The organism is Maritalea myrionectae (assembly GCF_003433515.1).
In the GTDB taxonomy this organism is placed as follows: Bacteria; Pseudomonadota; Alphaproteobacteria; order Rhizobiales; family Devosiaceae; genus Maritalea; species Maritalea myrionectae.
Genome location: NZ_CP021330.1, coordinates 2602250 through 2621407, shown reverse-complemented (window position 1 = coordinate 2621407; position 19158 = coordinate 2602250). Strand labels below are relative to the sequence as shown.

The 19158-nt window shown below is 52.0% G+C and carries 22 protein-coding genes; 14 read left to right on the top strand and 8 right to left on the bottom strand.

The features are described from left to right. Nucleotides 1-120: 120 nt before the first annotated feature. Complete coding sequence (locus MXMO3_RS13190; RefSeq protein ID WP_027833558.1) at nucleotides 121-1146, top strand: asparaginase; 1026 nt, start codon at nucleotides 121-123, stop codon at nucleotides 1144-1146. A 17-nt stretch (nucleotides 1147-1163) separates the two neighbouring features. On the opposite strand, the gene MXMO3_RS13185 is transcribed toward MXMO3_RS13190, so the two are convergent. Then, nucleotides 1164-2507: a TIGR03808 family TAT-translocated repetitive protein gene (locus MXMO3_RS13185; protein WP_051213137.1), complete on the bottom strand. Its 1344-nt coding sequence runs from the start codon at nucleotides 2505-2507 to the stop codon at nucleotides 1164-1166. 82 nt (nucleotides 2508-2589) lie between these two features. Further along, on the bottom strand, nucleotides 2590-2916 hold the full coding sequence (locus MXMO3_RS13180; protein ID WP_027833556.1) for a YbjQ family protein: 327 nt from the start codon (nucleotides 2914-2916) through the stop codon (nucleotides 2590-2592). Nucleotides 2917-3092: 176 nt separating this feature from the next. On the opposite strand from MXMO3_RS13180, the gene MXMO3_RS13175 reads away from it, so the two are divergent. Then, entirely contained in the window at nucleotides 3093-4625 is a 1533-nt protein-coding gene (locus tag MXMO3_RS13175; RefSeq protein ID WP_117396168.1) for a helicase HerA-like C-terminal domain-containing protein, read from the top strand. A 1-nt stretch (nucleotide 4626) separates the two neighbouring features. Continuing rightward, nucleotides 4627-5172 carry a hypothetical protein gene (locus MXMO3_RS13170; protein ID WP_027833554.1) on the top strand — a complete coding sequence of 182 codons (546 nt, stop codon included), beginning with the start codon at nucleotides 4627-4629 and terminating at the stop codon, nucleotides 5170-5172. Between the two features lie 53 nt (nucleotides 5173-5225). Here the strand turns inward: MXMO3_RS13170 and MXMO3_RS13165 are convergent, their stop codons facing one another. The 4 genes from MXMO3_RS13165 to msrB form a co-directional block, all read right to left on the bottom strand. Next, entirely contained in the window at nucleotides 5226-5801 is a 576-nt protein-coding gene (locus MXMO3_RS13165) for a response regulator (protein ID WP_156905445.1), read from the bottom strand. A gap of 143 nt (nucleotides 5802-5944) precedes the next feature. After that, nucleotides 5945-6541, bottom strand: a complete 597-nt coding sequence (locus MXMO3_RS13160) for a superoxide dismutase (protein ID WP_027833552.1) — start codon at nucleotides 6539-6541, stop codon at nucleotides 5945-5947. A gap of 100 nt (nucleotides 6542-6641) precedes the next feature. Further along, nucleotides 6642-8720, bottom strand: coding sequence for a S9 family peptidase (locus MXMO3_RS13155; RefSeq protein ID WP_117396823.1), 2079 nt, complete (start codon nucleotides 8718-8720; stop codon nucleotides 6642-6644). A gap of 4 nt (nucleotides 8721-8724) precedes the next feature. Continuing rightward, nucleotides 8725-9138 (bottom strand): peptide-methionine (R)-S-oxide reductase MsrB, encoded by a 414-nt coding sequence (gene msrB / locus MXMO3_RS13150; RefSeq protein WP_117396167.1) that lies wholly within the window; start codon nucleotides 9136-9138, stop codon nucleotides 8725-8727. 314 nt (nucleotides 9139-9452) lie between these two features. Between msrB and MXMO3_RS13140 the strand changes: the two genes are divergently transcribed. From MXMO3_RS13140 to MXMO3_RS13095, 10 genes are all read left to right on the top strand, one after another. Further along, nucleotides 9453-11873 (top strand): putative monovalent cation/H+ antiporter subunit A, encoded by a 2421-nt coding sequence (locus MXMO3_RS13140; protein WP_245985747.1) that lies wholly within the window; start codon nucleotides 9453-9455, stop codon nucleotides 11871-11873. Continuing rightward, entirely contained in the window at nucleotides 11870-12295 is a 426-nt protein-coding gene (locus MXMO3_RS13135) for a Na+/H+ antiporter subunit B (protein WP_027833547.1), read from the top strand. The genes MXMO3_RS13140 and MXMO3_RS13135 overlap by 4 nt, the downstream gene beginning before the upstream one ends. Continuing rightward, nucleotides 12295-12672, top strand: coding sequence for a Na+/H+ antiporter subunit C (locus tag MXMO3_RS13130; protein ID WP_027833546.1), 378 nt, complete (start codon nucleotides 12295-12297; stop codon nucleotides 12670-12672). Before MXMO3_RS13135 ends, MXMO3_RS13130 begins: the two co-directional genes overlap by 1 nt. A 9-nt stretch (nucleotides 12673-12681) precedes the next feature. Next, on the top strand, nucleotides 12682-14286 hold the full coding sequence (locus MXMO3_RS13125; protein WP_027833545.1) for a Na+/H+ antiporter subunit D: 1605 nt from the start codon (nucleotides 12682-12684) through the stop codon (nucleotides 14284-14286). After that, the gene (locus MXMO3_RS13120) at nucleotides 14283-14765 is read left to right on the top strand and encodes a Na+/H+ antiporter subunit E (RefSeq protein WP_027833544.1); all 483 of its coding nucleotides are present in this window, start codon (nucleotides 14283-14285) and stop codon (nucleotides 14763-14765) included. Before MXMO3_RS13125 ends, MXMO3_RS13120 begins: the two co-directional genes overlap by 4 nt. Continuing rightward, on the top strand, nucleotides 14762-15094 hold the full coding sequence (locus tag MXMO3_RS13115) for a cation:proton antiporter (protein WP_027833543.1): 333 nt from the start codon (nucleotides 14762-14764) through the stop codon (nucleotides 15092-15094). The genes MXMO3_RS13120 and MXMO3_RS13115 overlap by 4 nt, the downstream gene beginning before the upstream one ends. Further along, complete coding sequence (gene mnhG, locus MXMO3_RS13110; protein WP_027833542.1) at nucleotides 15091-15423, top strand: monovalent cation/H(+) antiporter subunit G; 333 nt, start codon at nucleotides 15091-15093, stop codon at nucleotides 15421-15423. The genes MXMO3_RS13115 and mnhG overlap by 4 nt, the downstream gene beginning before the upstream one ends. A 155-nt stretch (nucleotides 15424-15578) precedes the next feature. Continuing rightward, nucleotides 15579-16007: a Ros/MucR family transcriptional regulator gene (locus MXMO3_RS13105; RefSeq protein ID WP_036220771.1), complete on the top strand. Its 429-nt coding sequence runs from the start codon at nucleotides 15579-15581 to the stop codon at nucleotides 16005-16007. 212 nt (nucleotides 16008-16219) lie between these two features. Then, complete coding sequence (locus MXMO3_RS13100; RefSeq protein ID WP_162889271.1) at nucleotides 16220-16630, top strand: helix-turn-helix domain-containing protein; 411 nt, start codon at nucleotides 16220-16222, stop codon at nucleotides 16628-16630. Then, complete coding sequence (locus tag MXMO3_RS13095; RefSeq protein ID WP_117396164.1) at nucleotides 16621-17355, top strand: DUF6456 domain-containing protein; 735 nt, start codon at nucleotides 16621-16623, stop codon at nucleotides 17353-17355. The genes MXMO3_RS13100 and MXMO3_RS13095 overlap by 10 nt, the downstream gene beginning before the upstream one ends. Nucleotides 17356-17381: 26 nt before the next feature. Here the strand turns inward: MXMO3_RS13095 and MXMO3_RS13090 are convergent, their stop codons facing one another. Further along, a complete protein-coding gene (locus MXMO3_RS13090; RefSeq protein ID WP_027833539.1) occupies nucleotides 17382-17792 on the bottom strand; it encodes a SufE family protein in 411 nt (136 codons plus the stop codon). Between the two features lie 157 nt (nucleotides 17793-17949). Further along, on the bottom strand, nucleotides 17950-18243 hold the full coding sequence (locus tag MXMO3_RS13085) for a hypothetical protein (protein WP_117396163.1): 294 nt from the start codon (nucleotides 18241-18243) through the stop codon (nucleotides 17950-17952). A gap of 280 nt (nucleotides 18244-18523) precedes the next feature. On the opposite strand from MXMO3_RS13085, the gene MXMO3_RS13080 reads away from it, so the two are divergent. Further along, nucleotides 18524-19156, top strand: a complete 633-nt coding sequence (locus tag MXMO3_RS13080) for a hypothetical protein (RefSeq protein ID WP_051213128.1) — start codon at nucleotides 18524-18526, stop codon at nucleotides 19154-19156. Nucleotides 19157-19158 lie beyond the last annotated feature (2 nt).

Sequence of the window (19158 nt, the reverse complement as noted above, 5' to 3'; positions counted from 1 at the left end):
GGGATGGCCTAGCGGCCCCGGGTTGGCCAACCACTATTAGCGAAATGGCGCATTGGTAGACCGACCTGGCTATGCTATTGATCGCCCAAAAGCGCCAAAGGCAATAAGAGGGGATCATAAATGCAGCAAACTGCAAATCCGGTTTTGGTAGAGTTCACACGTGGAAATTGGGTGGAAAACCGCCATCGTGCGGCCTTCTGTGTTGCCGATTCCAGCGGCAAAATTGTTGCAAGCGCTGGCGATGTGGATCACCCCATTTTTCCGCGCTCTGCCATTAAATCGTTGCAAGCCCTGGCCTTATTCGAAAGTGGTGCGGTTGATCAATTCGCCCTCGATGACCGCGACTTGGCACTGGCCTGCGCGTCTCATAAAGGCGAGCCGATCCATGTGGAAGGCGTCGAACGCTTTCTCGACAAAATTGGTATGAGCGCCGACCAGCTTGAATGTGGTGCGCACGTGCCGTCCGACAAAGCCGCACGCGAGGCCATGCGGGCGAAAGGTGAAACGCCGACTGCGTTGCACAATAATTGTTCCGGTAAGCACACAGGCATGTTGGCCGTGGCCAAGGCCATGGGTGTCGATCCAAAGGGCTATATTGAGCAAGACCATGCCGTGCAAAAGCTGGTGCGTTCCTGCGTTGAAAAAGTGGTGGGTGACACGATGAGCACCGACAGATGCGGTCGCGACGGGTGTTCAATTCCAACTTGGGCGTCGCCCTTGCGCGGGTTTGCCACTGGATTTGCCAAACTGAGCGATCCAAATTCGGATTTACCTGCCCTTTATACCCAAGCAGGGCAGCGCCTGTTTGATGCATGTGCGCAAAATGCCATGTTGGTCGCAGGCACTGATCGCATTGATACCGATGCGATGGAGGCGTTCAAAGGCCAATTGATGATGAAAGTCGGCGCTGATGGCGTGTTCTGTGGCGCGTTGCGCAATAGTCACCTAGGGTTTGCCCTGAAAGTGGACGACGGCTCTGTCCCTGCCGCTGAGGCAATCGTCGCCGGGCTGGTGGCCAGCTTGGCCGAGGCATCAGACGCCCAAAAGAAATTGCTGGCGCAATGGTCTCACAAAACCACGAAAAATTGGCGCGGCTTTGAAGTGGGCGCGGCGCATTTGAGCGGCGAATTCGCCTCGTTCCTTTAGTGGTGAGCTTTTAAGAGCTAGCCGACAACATTGTTGGCGACAAAAATATGGTCTGGCGACTTCTTCGCCAGATCATCAAATTCAACATCGCGCCATTTACTTCCAACCATCGGTTGCTCACACTCAAAAAGCGAATTGCCCGTAATATTGATCGGGCCATCGCCTTCAACTGCCGAAGCGGCAATGCCATATTTGCATTTGCGCACCAAATTGCCATTGGCCAGCAAATTGCGGTGATAGGGCCCCCAACCGAGCAAGAGGCCAGCGCCGGGTACATTTTCCACCACATTGCCCGATAGCACGCAATCCGCCTCAGCAGCGATGCCGAGTGGAATGGTGTCGGGATTGTTGGGGCTTTTTTCCCAGATATTGCGCACAATATTGTTGGCGCACACAGCCAAATAGCCGCCATCATTGTAATTGGTGATTGAAATGCCGGTGGCCGCTTCATCAATCACATTGTTGCTGATCAAAGAGCCCGAAAACCCGAATTCGGAGAAGATCGCCACTTCGCCCAGCCGCTGACAATTATTGCCGATGATTTGCGTGTTGCGCGTGCCGTTGGCGCGCACCGCTGTAAATCCACAATCTTTAATTACATTGTTCGCCACGATGACATTCTGTGCTCGAAACACATTGATGCCATTACCATTTTGGCCGTTGCCACCGCTGCGCCACTCAATATTTTCAATCTGATTGTGGGTGACAATCGTGCCGTCAAAGCCCGGTTCATCACGCCAAATCAAAATGCCATTGTTGCCGCATCCATTGATGATGTTGCCGCGCACTTGCGATTGCACGCCATTGGTCAAAAAGATCGCTGCGCTTCCCACCTGTTCGAAGCGATTGCTGTTGAGCTGCACTTGCGCGTCATACCCCCAAACGCCGTGTTTGGCGCTGGCGAAAAAGCCGCATTCCTCAATATTCACATTGCGCACGGATTGCATGTAAAGGATCGCGTCCGCCGCCAGGTCTTGCGCCCCCACCAAATCAAACTGTTCAAGGGCGATATTTTGCGCACCGACCAACGAAAAAATAGGCTTGTCCGTGAGCTGCACCAGTTTGGTCGCGCTGCCTGCACCAATGATTTGTGTGCTGGAAGGTAAAGTAACATTTGATATCTGGTAGCTACCTGCGGGCAGAAACAGCTTTTGCTTGGCGCTGTTGGCTGCATTGATCGCAGTGGCCAATGCCTCGGCCTGGTCATAAGGCGCACCGGGGGCAAGGCCAAAATTCCGGCCATCAAGCAGGGCGCCGCTCACATTGTTTTGCGCCATAAGCGGCGAGGCAACGCCCATAGCTGAGGCCGCCCCTAAAAAGGATGCGCCGCCAGTCATCAAAAAATGTCGCCGATTTATCATGCACCCCTCCCGAACTGCTGGTCTATTGAGCGTGAAATACCGTTCAATTGCAAGCCAAGAGGACCCTGCTGGTTAACTTGGTTCAGGTTTTCCGCAGTTTAACGGCGGTGCCTGAGCAGGTCACCATCAACATGGCACCGCGAGACCCCACAGTTTCATAGTCGATATCAATGCCGATAACGGCATCGGCGCCGATGGCGCGCGCCCGATCGCACATTTCTTCAAGGGCGGCTTTGCGTGATCTGCTCAATGTTTCTTCATAGGCACCGGAGCGGCCACCAATATAGTCAGTCACGGTCGCCATAATGTCGCGAATAAAGTTGGCACCCAGAATAGTTTCCCCCATCACGATGCCCATATATTCGGTAATCTCGAAACCATCGAGCGTGTCCGTTGTTGTCGTCAGCATGTCCAGCCCCCAAAATAAGTCTGCTCGACAAATGGGGCATCGCTTGTGTCTTTTCAAGTCAAACCACCAACAGAACTGATGTGTTGGGCATATTTGTCAAAAAAAACAATGGTCCTATTGAGATTTGTTCATCGCACGGCTTATATAAACCTTCAAAATTCTGGAAGGGCCATTGGATGTTTGTTGACGGCAAGGTTTATCTTGGCACCAGCACCCAAGCTGAATATCTCGATCTGAAGTTGGCCAATCGCCACGGCTTGATCACTGGGGCAACCGGCACAGGTAAAACTGTAAGCCTGCAAATCATGGCCGAAGGCTTTTCGCGGGCAGGGGTGCCTGTGTTTTGCGCTGACGTGAAGGGCGACCTTTCTGGTGTTGCGGTCAGCGGCGAAACCAAAGACTTTTTGGAAGAGCGCGCTCAAAATATCGGCTTTGACGATTATGTCTATGAAGCCTTTCCGACCATTTTTTGGGATTTGTTTGGCCGCCAGGGCCATCCAATTCGCGCCACCATTTCCGATATGGGGCCGCTTTTGCTGGCCCGGCTGATGGATTTGACCGAAGTGCAAGAAGGCGTGATCAATATCGCCTTTGCATACGCGGATGATGAGGGCATGTTGCTGCTGGACCTCAAGGACCTGCGCGCGATTTTGGCCGATATTGACGAAAATTCCGATATTATTTCCAGGCGATATGGCCGGGTCTCCCGTGCCTCAATCGGTGCCATCCAACGCTCGCTATTGGTGCTGGAGCAGCAGGGCGCCGAAAACTTCTTTGGCGAACGCGCGCTGGATATTCGAGACCTGATGCGCACCGACAAAGATGGACGCGGTGTTGTGAGTGTGTTGGCGGCAGATGAATTGATGCAATCGCCGCGCCTTTACGCCACGTTTTTGTTGTGGCTCTTGTCCGAGCTATTTGAAGAACTGCCAGAAGTTGGCAATCCGGACAAACCGCATTTGGTGTTCTTTTTCGACGAAGCGCATTTGCTGTTTGATGACGCGCCCGACGCATTGATGGATAAGGTTGAGCAAGTGGTCAAACTGGTCCGCTCCAAAGGGGTGGGCGTTTATTTTGTGACCCAAAATCCGCTCGACATTCCCGACCCCGTGCTGGCGCAACTGGGCAACCGGGTGCAACATGCTTTGCGGGCCTATACGCCGCGTGAGCAACGTGCGGTGAAAACAGCGGCCGATACATTCCGGCCCAATCCAGCATTTGATACTAAGGAAGTGATCACCCAATTGGGGGTTGGTGAAGCGCTGGTGTCAACACTTGAGAAAAAAGGTGTTCCCTCGATCGTTGGGCGCACCATGATGCGGCCACCATCATCGCGACTTGGCCCGATCACGCCAGATGAGCGCAAGCAGATTATCGCAAACAGCCCTGTGGCCGCATTGTATGATCAAACCATGGATCGCGATTCTGCTTACGAAGAATTGCAGCGCCGTGCAGAGGCAAAATTGCGCGAGGAAGAATTGCAGCTTGAGCGCGAACAAAAAGATGATTTTGGCGACCTTTGGGACACGCGCACAGGCTACCGCGACAAATATCGCGATGATCGCCCCAAAACAAAACGCAAGACAAGTCAATCCCGGCGTCAAACGCCAACAGAAGCTGCCGTAAAAACCTTCGCGCGTACCGTTGCGCGACAGTTGGGTAACCAACTGGTTCGTGGTATTCTCGGTTCACTCAAGCGGGGGCGTTAGAATGAAGGGAAAAAAACCAATCAAGACTGCCGGATTTCTGGTGCCTGCAGACCGGGCCGAACACCAAAAGCAAATCACAAAGGCCCACGCGACTGGCGAATTTTTGGCGCAGAAAAAGGTCGATATCTGCTGCGCGATGCCGACCGGAGAGGTGGCTTCAGGCTTTGTATCCGGGGCACTGTCCAAAAATGGCCGGGTGATGGTCTATCATCAAGAAAATACGCCAAGCGTCAAATTACCTGACGGCGCTGAAATCATTGAAATAAACGGGTCGCCAATCGAACCCATCGCACAATCGGTTTCACATTTCTGGGTGCTGCCTTGTGGCGTGCAGGATTTAGGGCGATATTTGGAAACATGGCTGGCCTCAGCCTGTCGGCCCCTTGTGTGCCTGTCCAAAAGCGACGAGTTTTTGTTGCTTCGCGGCTTCATGCAGGATGTGGTGGCCGTTGATCGGCCCGATGCACTGGAGCGCATAATTTTTGCCAGATCAGTGGAAGAAGGCTGGGATAAAGTCGCGACGCTCTTGTCGGAAACACCGCGCTAAAACCGCATTCGGAAGATTTTCGTAGGTAGGTGCCCCGTGTGAAATGTGGGGCCTTAATGCGGCTTATCGCTCATGCTGGTCAGCTTGTCGCGATAGGCAGAAAACTCAATCACATTGTCATGCTGGGCGCTCATTTGCCCAAGCTGCCCATGGTCAAAGGGACGAGGCTGGTTCTCATTGTGGGATTCATCATCGCGCCAATCACGGCTGGAAGCCGCTGAAGTAGGGATGCGCACAAATTTTCCATTGGCCCCAAGGCGGGCGCTTACCCGCTCCTTGATATAGGCCGGAGACATGGGTTTCACGATGATCTCATCAATGCCCGCATTGACCACACTGGCCTGCAACTCCCGGTCAATATTTTTAATCATGGTGATGGTTTGCAACGTCTCAACATCAATGCTGGGATTGCTGCGCAAGCTGTTCAAAACATCCGGTGCAGAGCGGTCAGCAAGCTGATAATCAAGGATCAATAGGTCAAGCGGCGCAATGTCGGCATAGCGCAAAAGATGGGCCGCGCTGGAAAATTCACGCAGGCGAAGACCCGCGACATCACGCAGGACCATGGCCAAGATTGAACTTAGCGCTGAGTTTTGCGTCAGTATTCCAACGACCTTGGTTTCGAACAAATCACCTCTCCCGTGGTTAATGAATGGTTAACACTGGAAAAGGTGATTTGCCTAGAGATTCGTTGTTTTTTTCACAGACCAAAAAAAATCCGCCAAACCCAAGGGCTTGGCGGACCGTAAATTTTCACGATTGAATCGTGGGATTATTTCGCAGCTTCGTAAAGCTCCGCCACATATTCCCAGTTCACAAGTGAGTCGAAGAAAGCTTCGAGGTATTTTGGACGCGCATTGCGATAATCAATGTAGTAGGAGTGCTCCCACACATCGCAACCAAGCAACGGTGTTTCGCCATGAATCAGCGGGTTTTCACCGTTTGGCGTTTTGGTTACGGCCAGTTTGCCGTCTTTCATCACAAGCCATGCCCAGCCTGAACCGAACTGAGTCGCACCGGCATTCAAGAATGCTTCGCGGAACTCATCGACAGAGCCAAGATCTGATTTGATTTGAGCTTCCAAATTACCTGGAATTGAACCGCCACCATTAGGCTTCATCCACTTCCAGAAGTGATTGTGGTTGAAATGCTGCGCCGCATTGTTGAACAAGCCAGCATTTTTGCCATAGCTTTCACGCACAATATCTTCCAAGGATTTGCCTTCAAGACCAGAACCTTCAAGCAGCTTGCTGCCATTGGTCACATAAGCCTGATGGTGCTTATCATGGTGATATTCCAGCGTCTCAGCTGACATATATGGGTTCAATGCGTCGTAGGCATAGGGAAGTTCTGGCAATTCAAAAGACATGATTGGCCTCCAATATTGTTCTTCGTTGGTCTTCATTTTCTAAACTCTTATACGCGGTTCTTTGTTCCGCAACAAGAGGTATGGAAAGAAAAAACTTTCTTTATTTAGCGCCTTTTGTGGTTTGTAAGGCGAACGCATAGGCGAGGGCGGTTTCCTTGATTTTTTCAAAACGTCCAGACATGCCCGCATGACCGGCGCCCATATGTGTTTTTAAAATCAGTGGGTTATCGTCGGTCTTAAACTCACGCAATTTCGCCACCCACTTGGCTGGCTCCCAATAGGTGACCCGTGGGTCCGTCAGCCCAGCCATGACAAAGATGGCAGGATAATCCTTGGCCTCAATATTGTCATAAGGCGAATAGCTGGCGATATATTCATAGTCCTCTTTCGAGGTGATTGGGTTGCCCCATTCGGGCCATTCTGGTGGGGTGAGGGGGAGCGTATCGTCAAGCATCGTATTCAGCACATCCACAAACGGAACAAGCGCAAGAATAGACGCAAACAAATCAGGGGCCTGATTGGCGACAGCACCCATCAACATGCCGCCTGCCGAGCCGCCCATTGCTGCAATATTGCCTTTAGAGGTGTAGCCTTGCGCCACCAACATTTCACCCGCCGCAATGAAATCATTGAACGTGTTCTTTTTGTTGTGTTTTTTGCCTGACGTGTACCAGTTATAGCCCTTTTCCATGCCGCCACGAATATGGGCGATGGCATAAACCATGCCCCGATCGACCAGCGACAATGTGGAAATCGAGAAACCAGCGGACATGGACATGCCATATGAGCCATAGCCATAGAGCAACAGTGGCGCACTTCCATCGGGTTTGAAGTCTGCACGATGCAAAATCGTTACGGGCACCTGCGCGCCGTCGGGCGCAGTCGCAAACAGGCGGCGCGTCACATAATCATCCGGATTATGCCCCGAAGGAATTTCCTGCGTTTTCAACAATGTGCGTGATTTGCTGTCGATCCGATAATCAAACACTTGCGGCGGCGTCGTGGGGGAAGAGTAAAAATAGCGAATTTCATCGGTATCAAACTCGTAACCTGCCGAAACTGAAAGCGTATAGGCTTCTTCTTTGAAGCTGATTTCTTCCTCATGGCCAGTTTCAAGATTGCGCACAATGATGCGCGGCAGGCCTTCAAACTCTTCCTTGCGCACCAAATAGCGCGATTTCAAAAAATACCCCTTCAGCAATACACCGGGGCGGTGCGGCACCAAATCGGTCCAATGCTCAATGCCCGGATTGTCAATTGGCGCAGTTGCCAATTTGTAGTCCTCGGCACCATCCGCATTGGTGCGGATGTAGAACAGACCGTTTGCATCATCAATGGAGTATTCGCGTCCATTTTGCCGCGCAGCCACCAATTTCGGCGCGCCCAGCTTGTGAGCATCGATAAAGCGCACCTCGCTGGTTTCATGGTCGTGGCTATCAATGATGATATAATTGCCCGAATTGGTTTTCCCCACGCCCAAAAAGAATCCGGAATCCGGCTCCTCATAGATCATCGCATCATTTGCAGGATCATCGCCCAGCTTGTGGTGAAATACCTTGTGCGGGCGGTGGTTATCGTCCTGCACCGTGTAGAAAAAACTCTTGGAATCTGCAGCCCATGTCACGCCGCCAGTGGTGCTCTTGATCTCGTCTTCAAGCTCCTTGCCGGACTCGAGGTCGCGCACATAGATCGTGAAATATTCAGAGCCATTGCGGTCGGCGGACCAAGCGAGAAGTTTGTGGTTGGGCGAATGCGTCGCCCCGCCAGACCGGAAATAGCCCTCGCCAGCTTCTTTGTTGATGTCGAGCAGCACAGTTTCATTGCTGCCATCTCGATCTGTGCGGCAAATTTGTGAATATTGCTGCCCTTCAAGCGTGCGCGAGAAGTAAGCATAGTCGCCATCTTTGAATGGCACGGAACTGTCATCTTCTTTAATGCGGCCTCGGATCTCTTTATAGATTTGCTCGCGCAGATCGGCACTATCATCCATGTGGGCGTTGAAAAAGTCATTCTCGGCTTCCAGATAGGCGCGAATGTCGCTGTCGAGTGCCTCCGGCTCACGCATGACTTGCTGCCAATTATCGTCGCGCAACCAGTGGTAGGGGTCGTTCCGTTCAATACCGTGGTGAACGGTGACGTGATCTTTTTTTGCAGCCTTCGGAGGCGTTAGTTTGCTCATATTCTCAATCATCTTCCGGTTGCGGCACAAAGCTTAGCGCAGTGCCGTTGGTGCAATATCGCTTTCCTGTGGGTTGTGGCCCATCCTCAAACATATGTCCAATATGTGATTGGCACGCCGCACACACAATTTCGAGCTTCCGGGCAAAAAATGTGCGCTGCACTTGCAGCTCTACCGCGCTTTCTGGCGCTTCATCAAAAAAGCTTGGCCAGCCAGAGCCTGACTCATATTTATGTGTCGACGAAAACAGCGGCGCACCACATCCTTTGCAAACATACTGGCCCTGCGCTTGCTGGTCATTATAGGGATGCGAAAAAGCCCGCTCTGTGCCCTTCTGGCGCAAGACGTGGTATTCGAGTTCGCCGAGTTCGCGACGCCAATCCTGTTCGGATTTTTGTGTGTTAGATGTTTTGGACATGCTCAAAAAGGAAAGTTTCGGTTTGATGGTAACTTGGGTCGCTCTGCCGCAACAATCAAGTCTTTGCAAATTCAATTCTGATGTTTATACGATATTTCCGAATTTGATGATCCGAAAACACTGCAAAACCGTTGTTTCAACGGCGCTTGCCCTTGTCGGTTTCCTTCAAAATGGGTCAAATTGTGCAACAATTTCTGCGATTCGACCTGAGACGCGAAAAATTGCGCTCTAATGCCAACCGTGCTGATCCAAGTTCGGCAAATTGCAAGATAAACGTCCAGGCCAATGTGGACGTGCCAGATGGAGAGTGATCATTGTCCGACTTGCCAAATAATCATGCACTGCTGCTGATTGCACTGGCGCCATTTATTGCCGCCCTGTTTGCTCCTTGGGTCAATCGGTTTGCTCGGCCCATCTCAGGTTGGATATTGGCCACGGTCCCTGCAGCAATTTTTCTGGTGCTGACCACCTATATCGCCGACATTGCCGATGGCGGCACAAAAAACTTCGCCATCGCATGGGTCAATTCCAATTATTTCCCACTGCCGATCAATCTGAGTTTTTACGTTGATGGGCTGAGTTTGGTCTTTGCCATGCTGATCTCCGGCATCGGCACATTTATCGTCACTTACTCCGGCGGCTATTTGAACGGGCATCGCCATCAAGGGCGGTTCTTCTCATTCATCCTGATGTTTATGGGGTCAATGCTTGGCCTCGTGTTGGCTGACAACATCATGACATTGTTCGTGTTTTGGGAATTGACCTCCATCACGTCCTTCCTGCTGATCGGCTTTAACCACAACAAAGAGGCATCGCGCCGCGCAGCGATTCAGGCGCTGGTGATAACAGGTGGCGGCGGATTGTTGCTCTTGTTTGGCCTGCTGATGATCTTTGCGGTGAGCGGACATAGCGAGTTGAGCACATTGATGCGCGACCCAAACGTCCTGCGCGATAGCCCCTTCTATCTGATGGTTTTGCTGCTGGTGCTGGGTGGTGCCTTCACCAAATCTGCGCAAGTGCCGTTCCACTTCTGGCTGCCAAATGCCATGGAAGCACCAACGCCCGTTTCAGCCTATCTGCACTCGGCCACCATGGTGAAGGCAGGGGTCTATTTGCTGGCGCGTATGAGCCCGGTTTTGAACGAAACCGTATATTGGAACACCATTTTGCCGATCTTTGGTGGGATCACGCTGCTTACAGGCGCGATCATGGCGCTGCGGCAAACTGATATGAAGCAAATGCTGGCCTACACCACCTTGGGGTCCTTAGGTATGCTGGTGATGTTGCTGGGGTTAAGCGAAAAGGTCGCCATATTGGCCGCCTTGCTGTTCCTCGTGGCGCACGCTTTCTATAAGGGCGCTCTATTTATGGTGGTTGGCGCGATTGATCATGAATCCGGTACCCGCGACCTGACCGAAGTGTCGGGTCTGCGCTATAAATTGCCATTCACCTTTATCGCTGCGCTGTTGGCGGCCATATCCATGGCTGGCTTCCCGATTTCACTCGGCTATTTCGCCAAGGAAGAAATCTATCTGCTGTTCGGTCCAGAAAATATCTGGAGCATGTTGCTCGTGCTTGTTGCCTTGCTTGGCAATGGCTTGATGATGGCGGCAGGTTTGGCAATTGCCATCAAACCATTCTTTGGTCCGAAACTGGAAACGCCAAAATCGCCGCATGAAGCACCGCTTTCAATGATCTGGGGACCTTTGGTCTTGGGCGTTCTGGGCTTTGCCGCGGGGTACTACATCACAGATGTGGGTGAAGTGTTCTTCGGTCCAGCGGCCACAGCCATTTACGCCAAACTGGTCGAGCCGCACCTCAAACTTCACTTTGATCTGCTGCTAGTGGCATTGTCTGTTGCCACCTGGGTGGTCGGCGGCCTGGCGTTCTATAAGCTTGACGCCATCCGCAGCTTTTTGCGCCGTGTGGCCAATGTGTGGCGTTGGGGACCAGACCAAGGCTTCGATCAATTTATGTTCGGCATGATCCGCTTCGCAGATTGGATTACCCGTGTGTTGCATCACGGGCGGCTGGAATTCTATTTGATATTGGTGTTTGTCTGTTTGGCCGGGGCCTTGTTTGCGCCGCTGGTCATACAAAATGCACTGCCCGAAATTCCAGCATTTCCAAACCTACGCTTCTACGAATGGGCCATTCTGGCCATCGCTGCCCTCGGCTTGGGGGCCGTCATTGTCGCCAAAACCCGCCTCGTGGCGATCGTATCGCTCGGCATTCAGGGGTTTGCTGTGGCCATGATCTTCTTGCTGTTCGGGGCCCCAGATTTGGGCTTCACCCAATTGATGGTTGAAACCCTTTCAGTTGTTATTCTGGCATTGGTAATGACGCGTCTGCATCTCGACCAGCGCGATGCTCGGGTGTTGGAAGAAGCGGTACGCGATGGGGCAATTGCCATCGTGTGTGGCTTTGGGTTTGTGGCGCTGCTGCTGGCGGTGCTCAGCGTGGAGCTCGACACCAGCCTCTCAGAATTCTTCGTGGAAACCAGTGTGCCGATTGCCCATGGCCGTAACATCGTCAATGTGATCCTGGTCGACTATCGTGCGCTGGATACGCTGGGTGAAATCTCCGTTGTGATGACCGCGGGTATCGCAATATTGGCGCTTATCGGTATTCGCCTTGGTGGCCCGAAACGTGGCATTGGGGCGCCGAAGAAACTGGCCCCGAAACCACGTCAACCAAAACGCACAACCGCGAGAAGCAAAGGAGCGCGCGCATGAATACGGTGATATTTAGAACCGTTGCCCCTTATTTGGCGGCCCTGATGGTGTTGTTTTCAGTGTTCGTTTTGTTGCGTGGCCATAACGAGCCGGGCGGTGGCTTTATTGGCGGATTGATCGCCGCTTCAGCGATCGCGATTTATGGTATTGCCGCAGGTGTTGATGAAGTGCGCAAAGCGCTCGTTTTCCATCCCATCGCGGTGGCAGGGTTGGGTGTGTTTCTCGCGGGCATCGCGGGACTTATGTCTTTATTTGTCGACGCGCCGTTCCTTAAAGGCTTGTGGCTGTTCCTCGAATTGAGCGACGGCAGCGAGTTGGCGCTGTCCACCCCGCTGCTATTCGACATCGGCGTTTATTGCGTTGTGGTCGGGGCGATCTCCTCCATCGCGCTGGCGCTGGAAGAAGATGAGGAGACACGCTAATGGAAATCGCACTCGCTTGCCTCATTGGCCTGTTTTTCACCGTCGCGATATATCTTTTGCTGTCACGCTCTTTGATCCGCATGTTGCTTGGCATTGCCATCATCGGCAACGGCGTGAACTTGCTGATTTTCACGGTCGGTCGTGTCACACGAGAAGTGCCGCCCATCGTGCCAGATGGCGAATATGCACCACTGGAACCTATCGCCAATCCGCTGCCACAGGCGCTGATTTTGACTGCGATTGTAATTGGCTTTTCATTGTTCGCCTTTTTGCTGGTGCTGACTTACCGCGCCTATCAGGAACTGGACGCCGACAATACTGACACGATGCGTGTGGCAGAGCCCGAGGATAGCCCTCGACCGCCGCTGAGTTACTAGGAGACTTTGATGGCTAAGACGCCGCTGCCAAAAAATCTCGAATTGCCACCCGCAATGATTGAAGGGGCAACATCAGTTGCCGATTGGGTCATTGTCTGGCCCATCGCGCTGCCCATGCTTGGGGCGGCGGTGCTGTTGATGGCACGTAAACGCCCGGAATGGCAGGCACCATTCGCCTTTTTGATCTTGCTCGCCACCCTAGTGGCCAATGTGATGCTCTATTTGCGTGTCCAGGCTGAGGGGCCTTTGAGCATGACGATGGGCAACTGGTTGCCCCCTTACGGCATCAGCCTTACCGCAGATTCGCTAAGCGCACTGTTCTCAATGGTAAGCGCATTCATCCTGCTGATCGTCATCTTGTTTGTGCAATCCGAAATTGAAACGCGCGAAAACAAATATGGCTATCATCCCTTGCTGCTCTTATTGCTGACCGGGGTCTCTGGCGGGTTTCTGACAGGCGATTTGTTCAACCTATATGTCTGGTTCGAAGTGATGCTGATTGCATCGTTTGGCCTACTGATCATCGGCGGGCGAAAGATCCAACTTGATGGTGCGGTCAAATATGGTTTTCTGAACTTCCTCGCGACCACGTTCTTCTTGATCGCCATTGGCTTTTTATATGGCCTTGTCGGCACGTTGAACATGGCGGACATCGCGCTGAAAGCGCCGCAAGTTGAAGGCGGTGCCATTGCCGCCGTGGCCGCATTGTTCTTCTTGGCATTTGCCATGAAAGCGGCCGCATTTCCGCTTAATTCCTGGTTGCCAGCATCCTATCACGCGCCGGACCCAGCTGTTTCAGCTGTTTTTGCAGGCTTGCTGACCAAGGTGGGCGTCTATGCGCTGGTCCGGACCCACCTATTATTGATCCCGCAATCGCATGGGCAATTGCAGGTGGTTATGGAAGTTGTGGCAGGCGCGACGCTTATTCTGGCTCCACTGGGCGCCATGGCCCAAACCAACGCGCGACGCGCTCTTGGCTTCCTCGTTATTGGCGGCATCGGCGCCATGATGGCCGGTTTGGCCATCGGCACACCGCTCGGGGTGTTCGGCTTGGCAGCCTATGCAGTCAATTCAATGCTGGTGATGACCGCACTTTATCTGGTGGTTGGGTTGGTAGAGCGCATGGGCGGCACCAGCGACATCCGCAAACTAGGCGGCATTTACCGCGCCAATAGCTGGCTGTCGATTATGTTTATCGTGCTGGTCTTTGCCGTTGCCGGCTTGCCGCCATTCCTCGGTTTCTGGCCGAAAATGATCCTGGTGTTGGCCGGGATTGAAATGCAAAGCTTCTGGCTCGTCGGCCTCATTCTACTCAATTCAATTCTCACCTCGATTGCTGGCTCCAGACTTTGGGCTCATATCTTCTGGCGTGACGGCCGAGAGGGTGTAAACTCAGAGCAGATCAACACCAAAATCCGCCCACTGCCGCAGCGTGCGGTCGTTTGGGGGCTTTTGCCAACCGGCGCACTGGTGGCCTTCATCATTGTGGCGGGTCTTTGGCCCGAACCCCTGTTCAGGGCAGGCGGAGACGCCGCAAACGATGTGCGGTTGGCGTCCGACTATGTTGGTGCTGTGTTTGAACGGGTGCCTGAAACGAAAGGAGAGGGCGAATGACGCTTTTGCTCATATCAGTGCTGTTGGCCCTAACCTGGGCCGCGATTACCGGCACATTTTCTCTCGGAAATTTGATTTTAGGATTTGTCGTCGGTGGCGCGTCACTTTGGGTGATCCGGCTGCAGGTGGGACAGGCACAGATATTACGCAAGTTGCCCAAAATCATCTCTTTGGCACTATTGTTCCTTTATGAGTTGATCTTGAGTGCGTTTAAAGTGCTGGTGTTGGTGTTGTCACCCAACATGCACAAGAAGCTGCAACCTGCGATCATTGCCTTCCCATTGCGAGCCAAGACCGATGCAGAGATCACTTTGCTGGCAAATCTGATCACGCTGACCCCCGGAACATTAAGCGTGGACGTATCTCCTGACCGCTCAAGCCTTTATGTGCATGCGCTGGAGATGCCGGACAAAAAGAAGATGATTAAAGACATCGCCAACGGCTTTGAGGCTAAGATTATCGAGGTATTTGAACCATGATCGGCGGCGCAGAATTCCTAGAGCTTGCAATCACTATTGCTTTGGGCTTGCTCAGCCTCGCATTTTTGATTGTTTCAGTGCGCATTTTGCGTGGTCCAACCTTGCCCGACCGTATTTTGGCCTTAGACATGCTGTTGACTATTGGCATTGGCTATATTGCCGTAATCGCCATCAAGACTGGATATGCGCTCTATTTGGATATTGCCATTTCGCTGGCATTGGTTGGCTTTTTGGCCACGGTCGCTTTCGCCCGCTTTGTGCTTCAACGCTGGAAAATCAAAGCGGAACGTCTCGAAAACGACCGCAAGGATATGGGAGTAGAGGAATGATACAAGAGATTATCTCCTACATGGTGGGCATCTTGTTGATCGTGGGCGCTATTTTCTCGCTTGCAGCGGCGATTGGCCTATTGCGCTTGCCTGACCTCTACACCCGCATGCATGCCGCCTCCAAGGCAGGGACATTGGGTGCAGGCTTTGGCTTTTTGGCGATTGCCCTGGCTTCTATGGAGGGTTCAGTGATCTTGCGGGCCTTTGCGGGCTTCGTGTTCTTGCTGCTTACCGCGCCTATTTCAGCCCATTTGTTGGCTCGCGCCGCATACTTTGCTGGGTATAAACCAGCGCCGGTGACTAAGGTTGATGAAATGGACCCCAAATAAAATCCTGTAACTGATGCCAAACTGTCGCGGTTTTTAAGAAAGAAAGTGCAACTTTTATCCGATTATTGGTTGCAATTTGTACTTTCGCATAATAATTAAGTGTTCAATATTAGCGTTCGCTAAGATAGAAGCAATCTGCAGGAAATGGTTAAATAATGACTGAGCAACAAGATAATAATCAAGTTGACCTTAAATCTGAAATCATTGAATTAAGCACTGATATCGTAAGTGCTTACGTGTCTAACAACGCGGTAAGCCAAGCAGATTTGCCGAAATTGATTGCCGATGTGCACGCCACTTTGGCTGGCCTGGCGACTGGCCCAACTGAAGCCGAGCAGGAGAATCGTAAGCCTGCTGTGCCTGTTAAAAAATCAATCACGCCAGACTATATTATTTGCTTGGAAGACGGCAAAAAGTTCAAATCATTGAAGCGTCACTTGCGTACGCATTATGATCTGTCTCCAGAAGAGTACCGCGAAAAGTGGGGTTTGCCGAGCGACTATCCAATGGTTGCGCCAAACTATGCGGCTGCGCGGTCACGGCTCGCCCGCGAGATGGGCTTGGGGCGTAAAGCAGGAAAATAGTCTGCTTTTTTGCCATCAATTGCGACAAGGTCGGCCATGTGCCGGCCTTTTTTTGTACTATTTCAGGTTGCATTTGACGCTTGGGTTAATAGGTTTAACACCTTGATTTAAAAGCAAATCACCTGCTTATTGTTAATTTTAACTTAAGAAACTTATCCCCGGTCCTTCCCACGTAGGTTATAGGAATATATACCTAAAACTAGGGAATGATCATGTTTATTTATAGAATTTGCACCCATAATAATCAGGTTGAAACTAACCTTAGCACCACCACAATGCGGCTTCTGGATCAGGATCTAGAAGCACAATTCATCCTTAACCTCGTTGCGTGCGCCCGACAAGTCCACCCTTTTGAGCTGTTGGGTAAACCGCGCGGCGATGGCAATGTGTGTTTGTCGCGGCAAATGGCCATGTATTTGACCAATGTTGTGCTGCGCCGCTCCCTCACATACACCGGCGCATTGTTCAATCGGGATCGCCGGACGGTTTCACATGCCTGTGGCCGTATCGAAGATTTGAGAGAACAACCCCAGTTTGAACGTGTCTTGAGCTGTTTCGAGCGGACTGTGGTTCTCGCCATTCAAGATCTAAAGCTGGTGCAGGAGTGCTGCTCATGCGCCTGATTAAACGGCAGCTCAAATTTGTACGTTTGCTGCATAAGGGCGGCCAAGTCCATCAATGTGGCCAACTGGTGCGCGTTTCTAATGGCGCCCAAAAGGCGTCACTTGAGCCCCAGTGCCTGCGTGCTTTAATCAGTCAAGGCGTATTGCAAGGAACCGGCACCGATCTCAGCACGACAAAAGAAGCCGCGCACTGGATGCGGCGGCAAAAGCTGTGGTTGGCCAACCCAAATCCACAGCAGCAATCGCCAGATCAATGTGAGCCAAGTGGGACGGCATTGCCAATTGTTGGCAATGGTCAGCTAAATCGGCTGTGTCGGAGCACGAACAAGCGCGGTGGTCTATTGTCCCCGGACCATATCCTGGCCGCTAATCGATTGGAGCGCCTTGTGGAACGGGCCATGCTCACCCCGCAAATCACGCGCGATTACAGCCAGCTCAATGCCACGTTGGGACAGACCAAATCTCATGGCCAAAACGATATTAGCGACATGGCGGCAGACGCCAGAAAGGAATTGGCTCGTCTTTACGCTCAATTGCCCGCTGACTGCATCAATTTGTTGGTCGATGTGTGCGGGTTTTCAAAAGGTCTTCAAGAAGTTGAAGCCAACCGCAATTGGCCAAGACGCAGCGCCAAGCTTGTGGCCAAAATTGGATTGGATCAACTTGGTGCGATCTGGGGCATTGGTGAACTCGCGGTCCCCAATCATTGGCGGCGTAAAGGATGAATGACGCGGTGGTGCGGCTGGAGGCGTTATCCCGCCGCCGCCACAGCTTCGACCCGCTGGATCATTGCGCGCAGGCCATTGGCGCGTTGTGTGGTCAAATGCTCCTGCAATCCGATGGCCGCAAAGTCGCGTTCTGCATCAAGCTCTGCGATCTGATCTTTGCTATGGCCAGAAAAATAGGCAATGACGATCGCAACCAGGCCTTTTACGATCATGGCATCGCTATCGCCTTTCAGGATCAATACGCGCTTTCCATCGACCTCTTCGAAATCAGAGGTCAACCACACCTGAGAAACACATCCCTCGACTTTGTTGGCCGGGCTATAGGCCTCTTCGGGCAAAGGGGGGAGGGATTGTCCCAATTCGATGACATATTTGTAGCGGTCTTCCCAATCATCCAGAAATTCGAGATTTTCTTTGATGTCGTCAAATGTCATGGCGCGCTCCTTTTGCCCAGATTTGATAACCAAATCGGACTGATTTGACCACCCGGCACCATAAAAAAAGAGCCGTGGCACCTGGGGAAGGTGCACGGCTCAGAATAAGACCGCATTTGGAGTAGCATCGGGGAAGTGATGCGGTCTCGTTTTCAGTTTAACCTGCCCAATCGGGACGTGGTGGCGGTACGGGGAACGATGCCATCCCGTCTGATAGAGTAGGGTTATTCAACGGCTTGGAGGCCAAAGCACTGGCGACAACAATGTTCTTCATGCTGCTGCAACCAATATCGGTACAGTTGAGATGACCTGCGTTTTGAACAACAAAGTCGGTGGCCCCATTGACCGCCGCATTTGCTAGAGCTTTTGAGGCTTGTTCAGGCTCAAACGCGAAGGGTTTGATCACTAGAAATCCGATCAGCAGCCAGAATGAACAGCGTAATATAAACATTTTGGCTCCCCCGTTTTTTCTCAACTTAAAAAATCATTGGAGCCAACATAACCAACAGCTGTAAAACCGAAATTCAGAATTTTGATAAAATTTTATACAAATGCATTTTTTTGCGCAAAAGCACGTTTAGTGGCCGGTTTGGGAGGGGCTGTACGCCCCGGTGGCTATGAGATTTATCAGATCGAAGTGCTGGAACGACTTTTCGAAAAGATCGTTGGTCATAAGTGTTGCAGGCGTTTGAAACGCAGAACTTTGACCAACGCAAAGAAAAGAGGCGAAGATGATCGAATGGTTATTTGCGCATAGTCGAATTATCAATTCGGCCACGAATATCGCCATGCTTTTGATCTGGATTGGTTATTTGCAGGTTTTGGTTTCAAGCTATCACCGACAGACGCGGTCAAAAATTATGATCACCCGCAGCGGTGTCGATAATTTGCAGTCGCGTTGCCTGGTTTGCAACATGAGTTCAGAGCCGATCTATCTCTTGAGTTTAATGATTGAGCTGAAGACTCCTGACGACTTGAACAGCTACCCCATCACTGAAATTGAAGGCTTTGAGAAATGGGACAACCCATCAGATGTCGACCTTTGGAGCCGACAGGGTCCGCTTGACCCTGGCAAGGTTCGCGACATGGGGTCATTTAAAGAGATGATTGCCCATGCCTTGCGCTACACTAAAGACACTGACATGCCTGATGAGGCGGATTGGCCCGCAATTGAGAGCCTCGAAATCAAGGTGATCGCAAGCTATGGGTCAGAAAATTTGCCCGTCGGTGCAAAGCGAAGATTTGACGTGAAATCAGATCACCAAGGGTGGGTTCTTCGCCCGGATGCAGCAGTGGCGCGACAGATTCGGGCGCGGGGTGAGCGCAAACGGTTGGGCACATTGTTGGAAGAGATACGGTCCTGAAT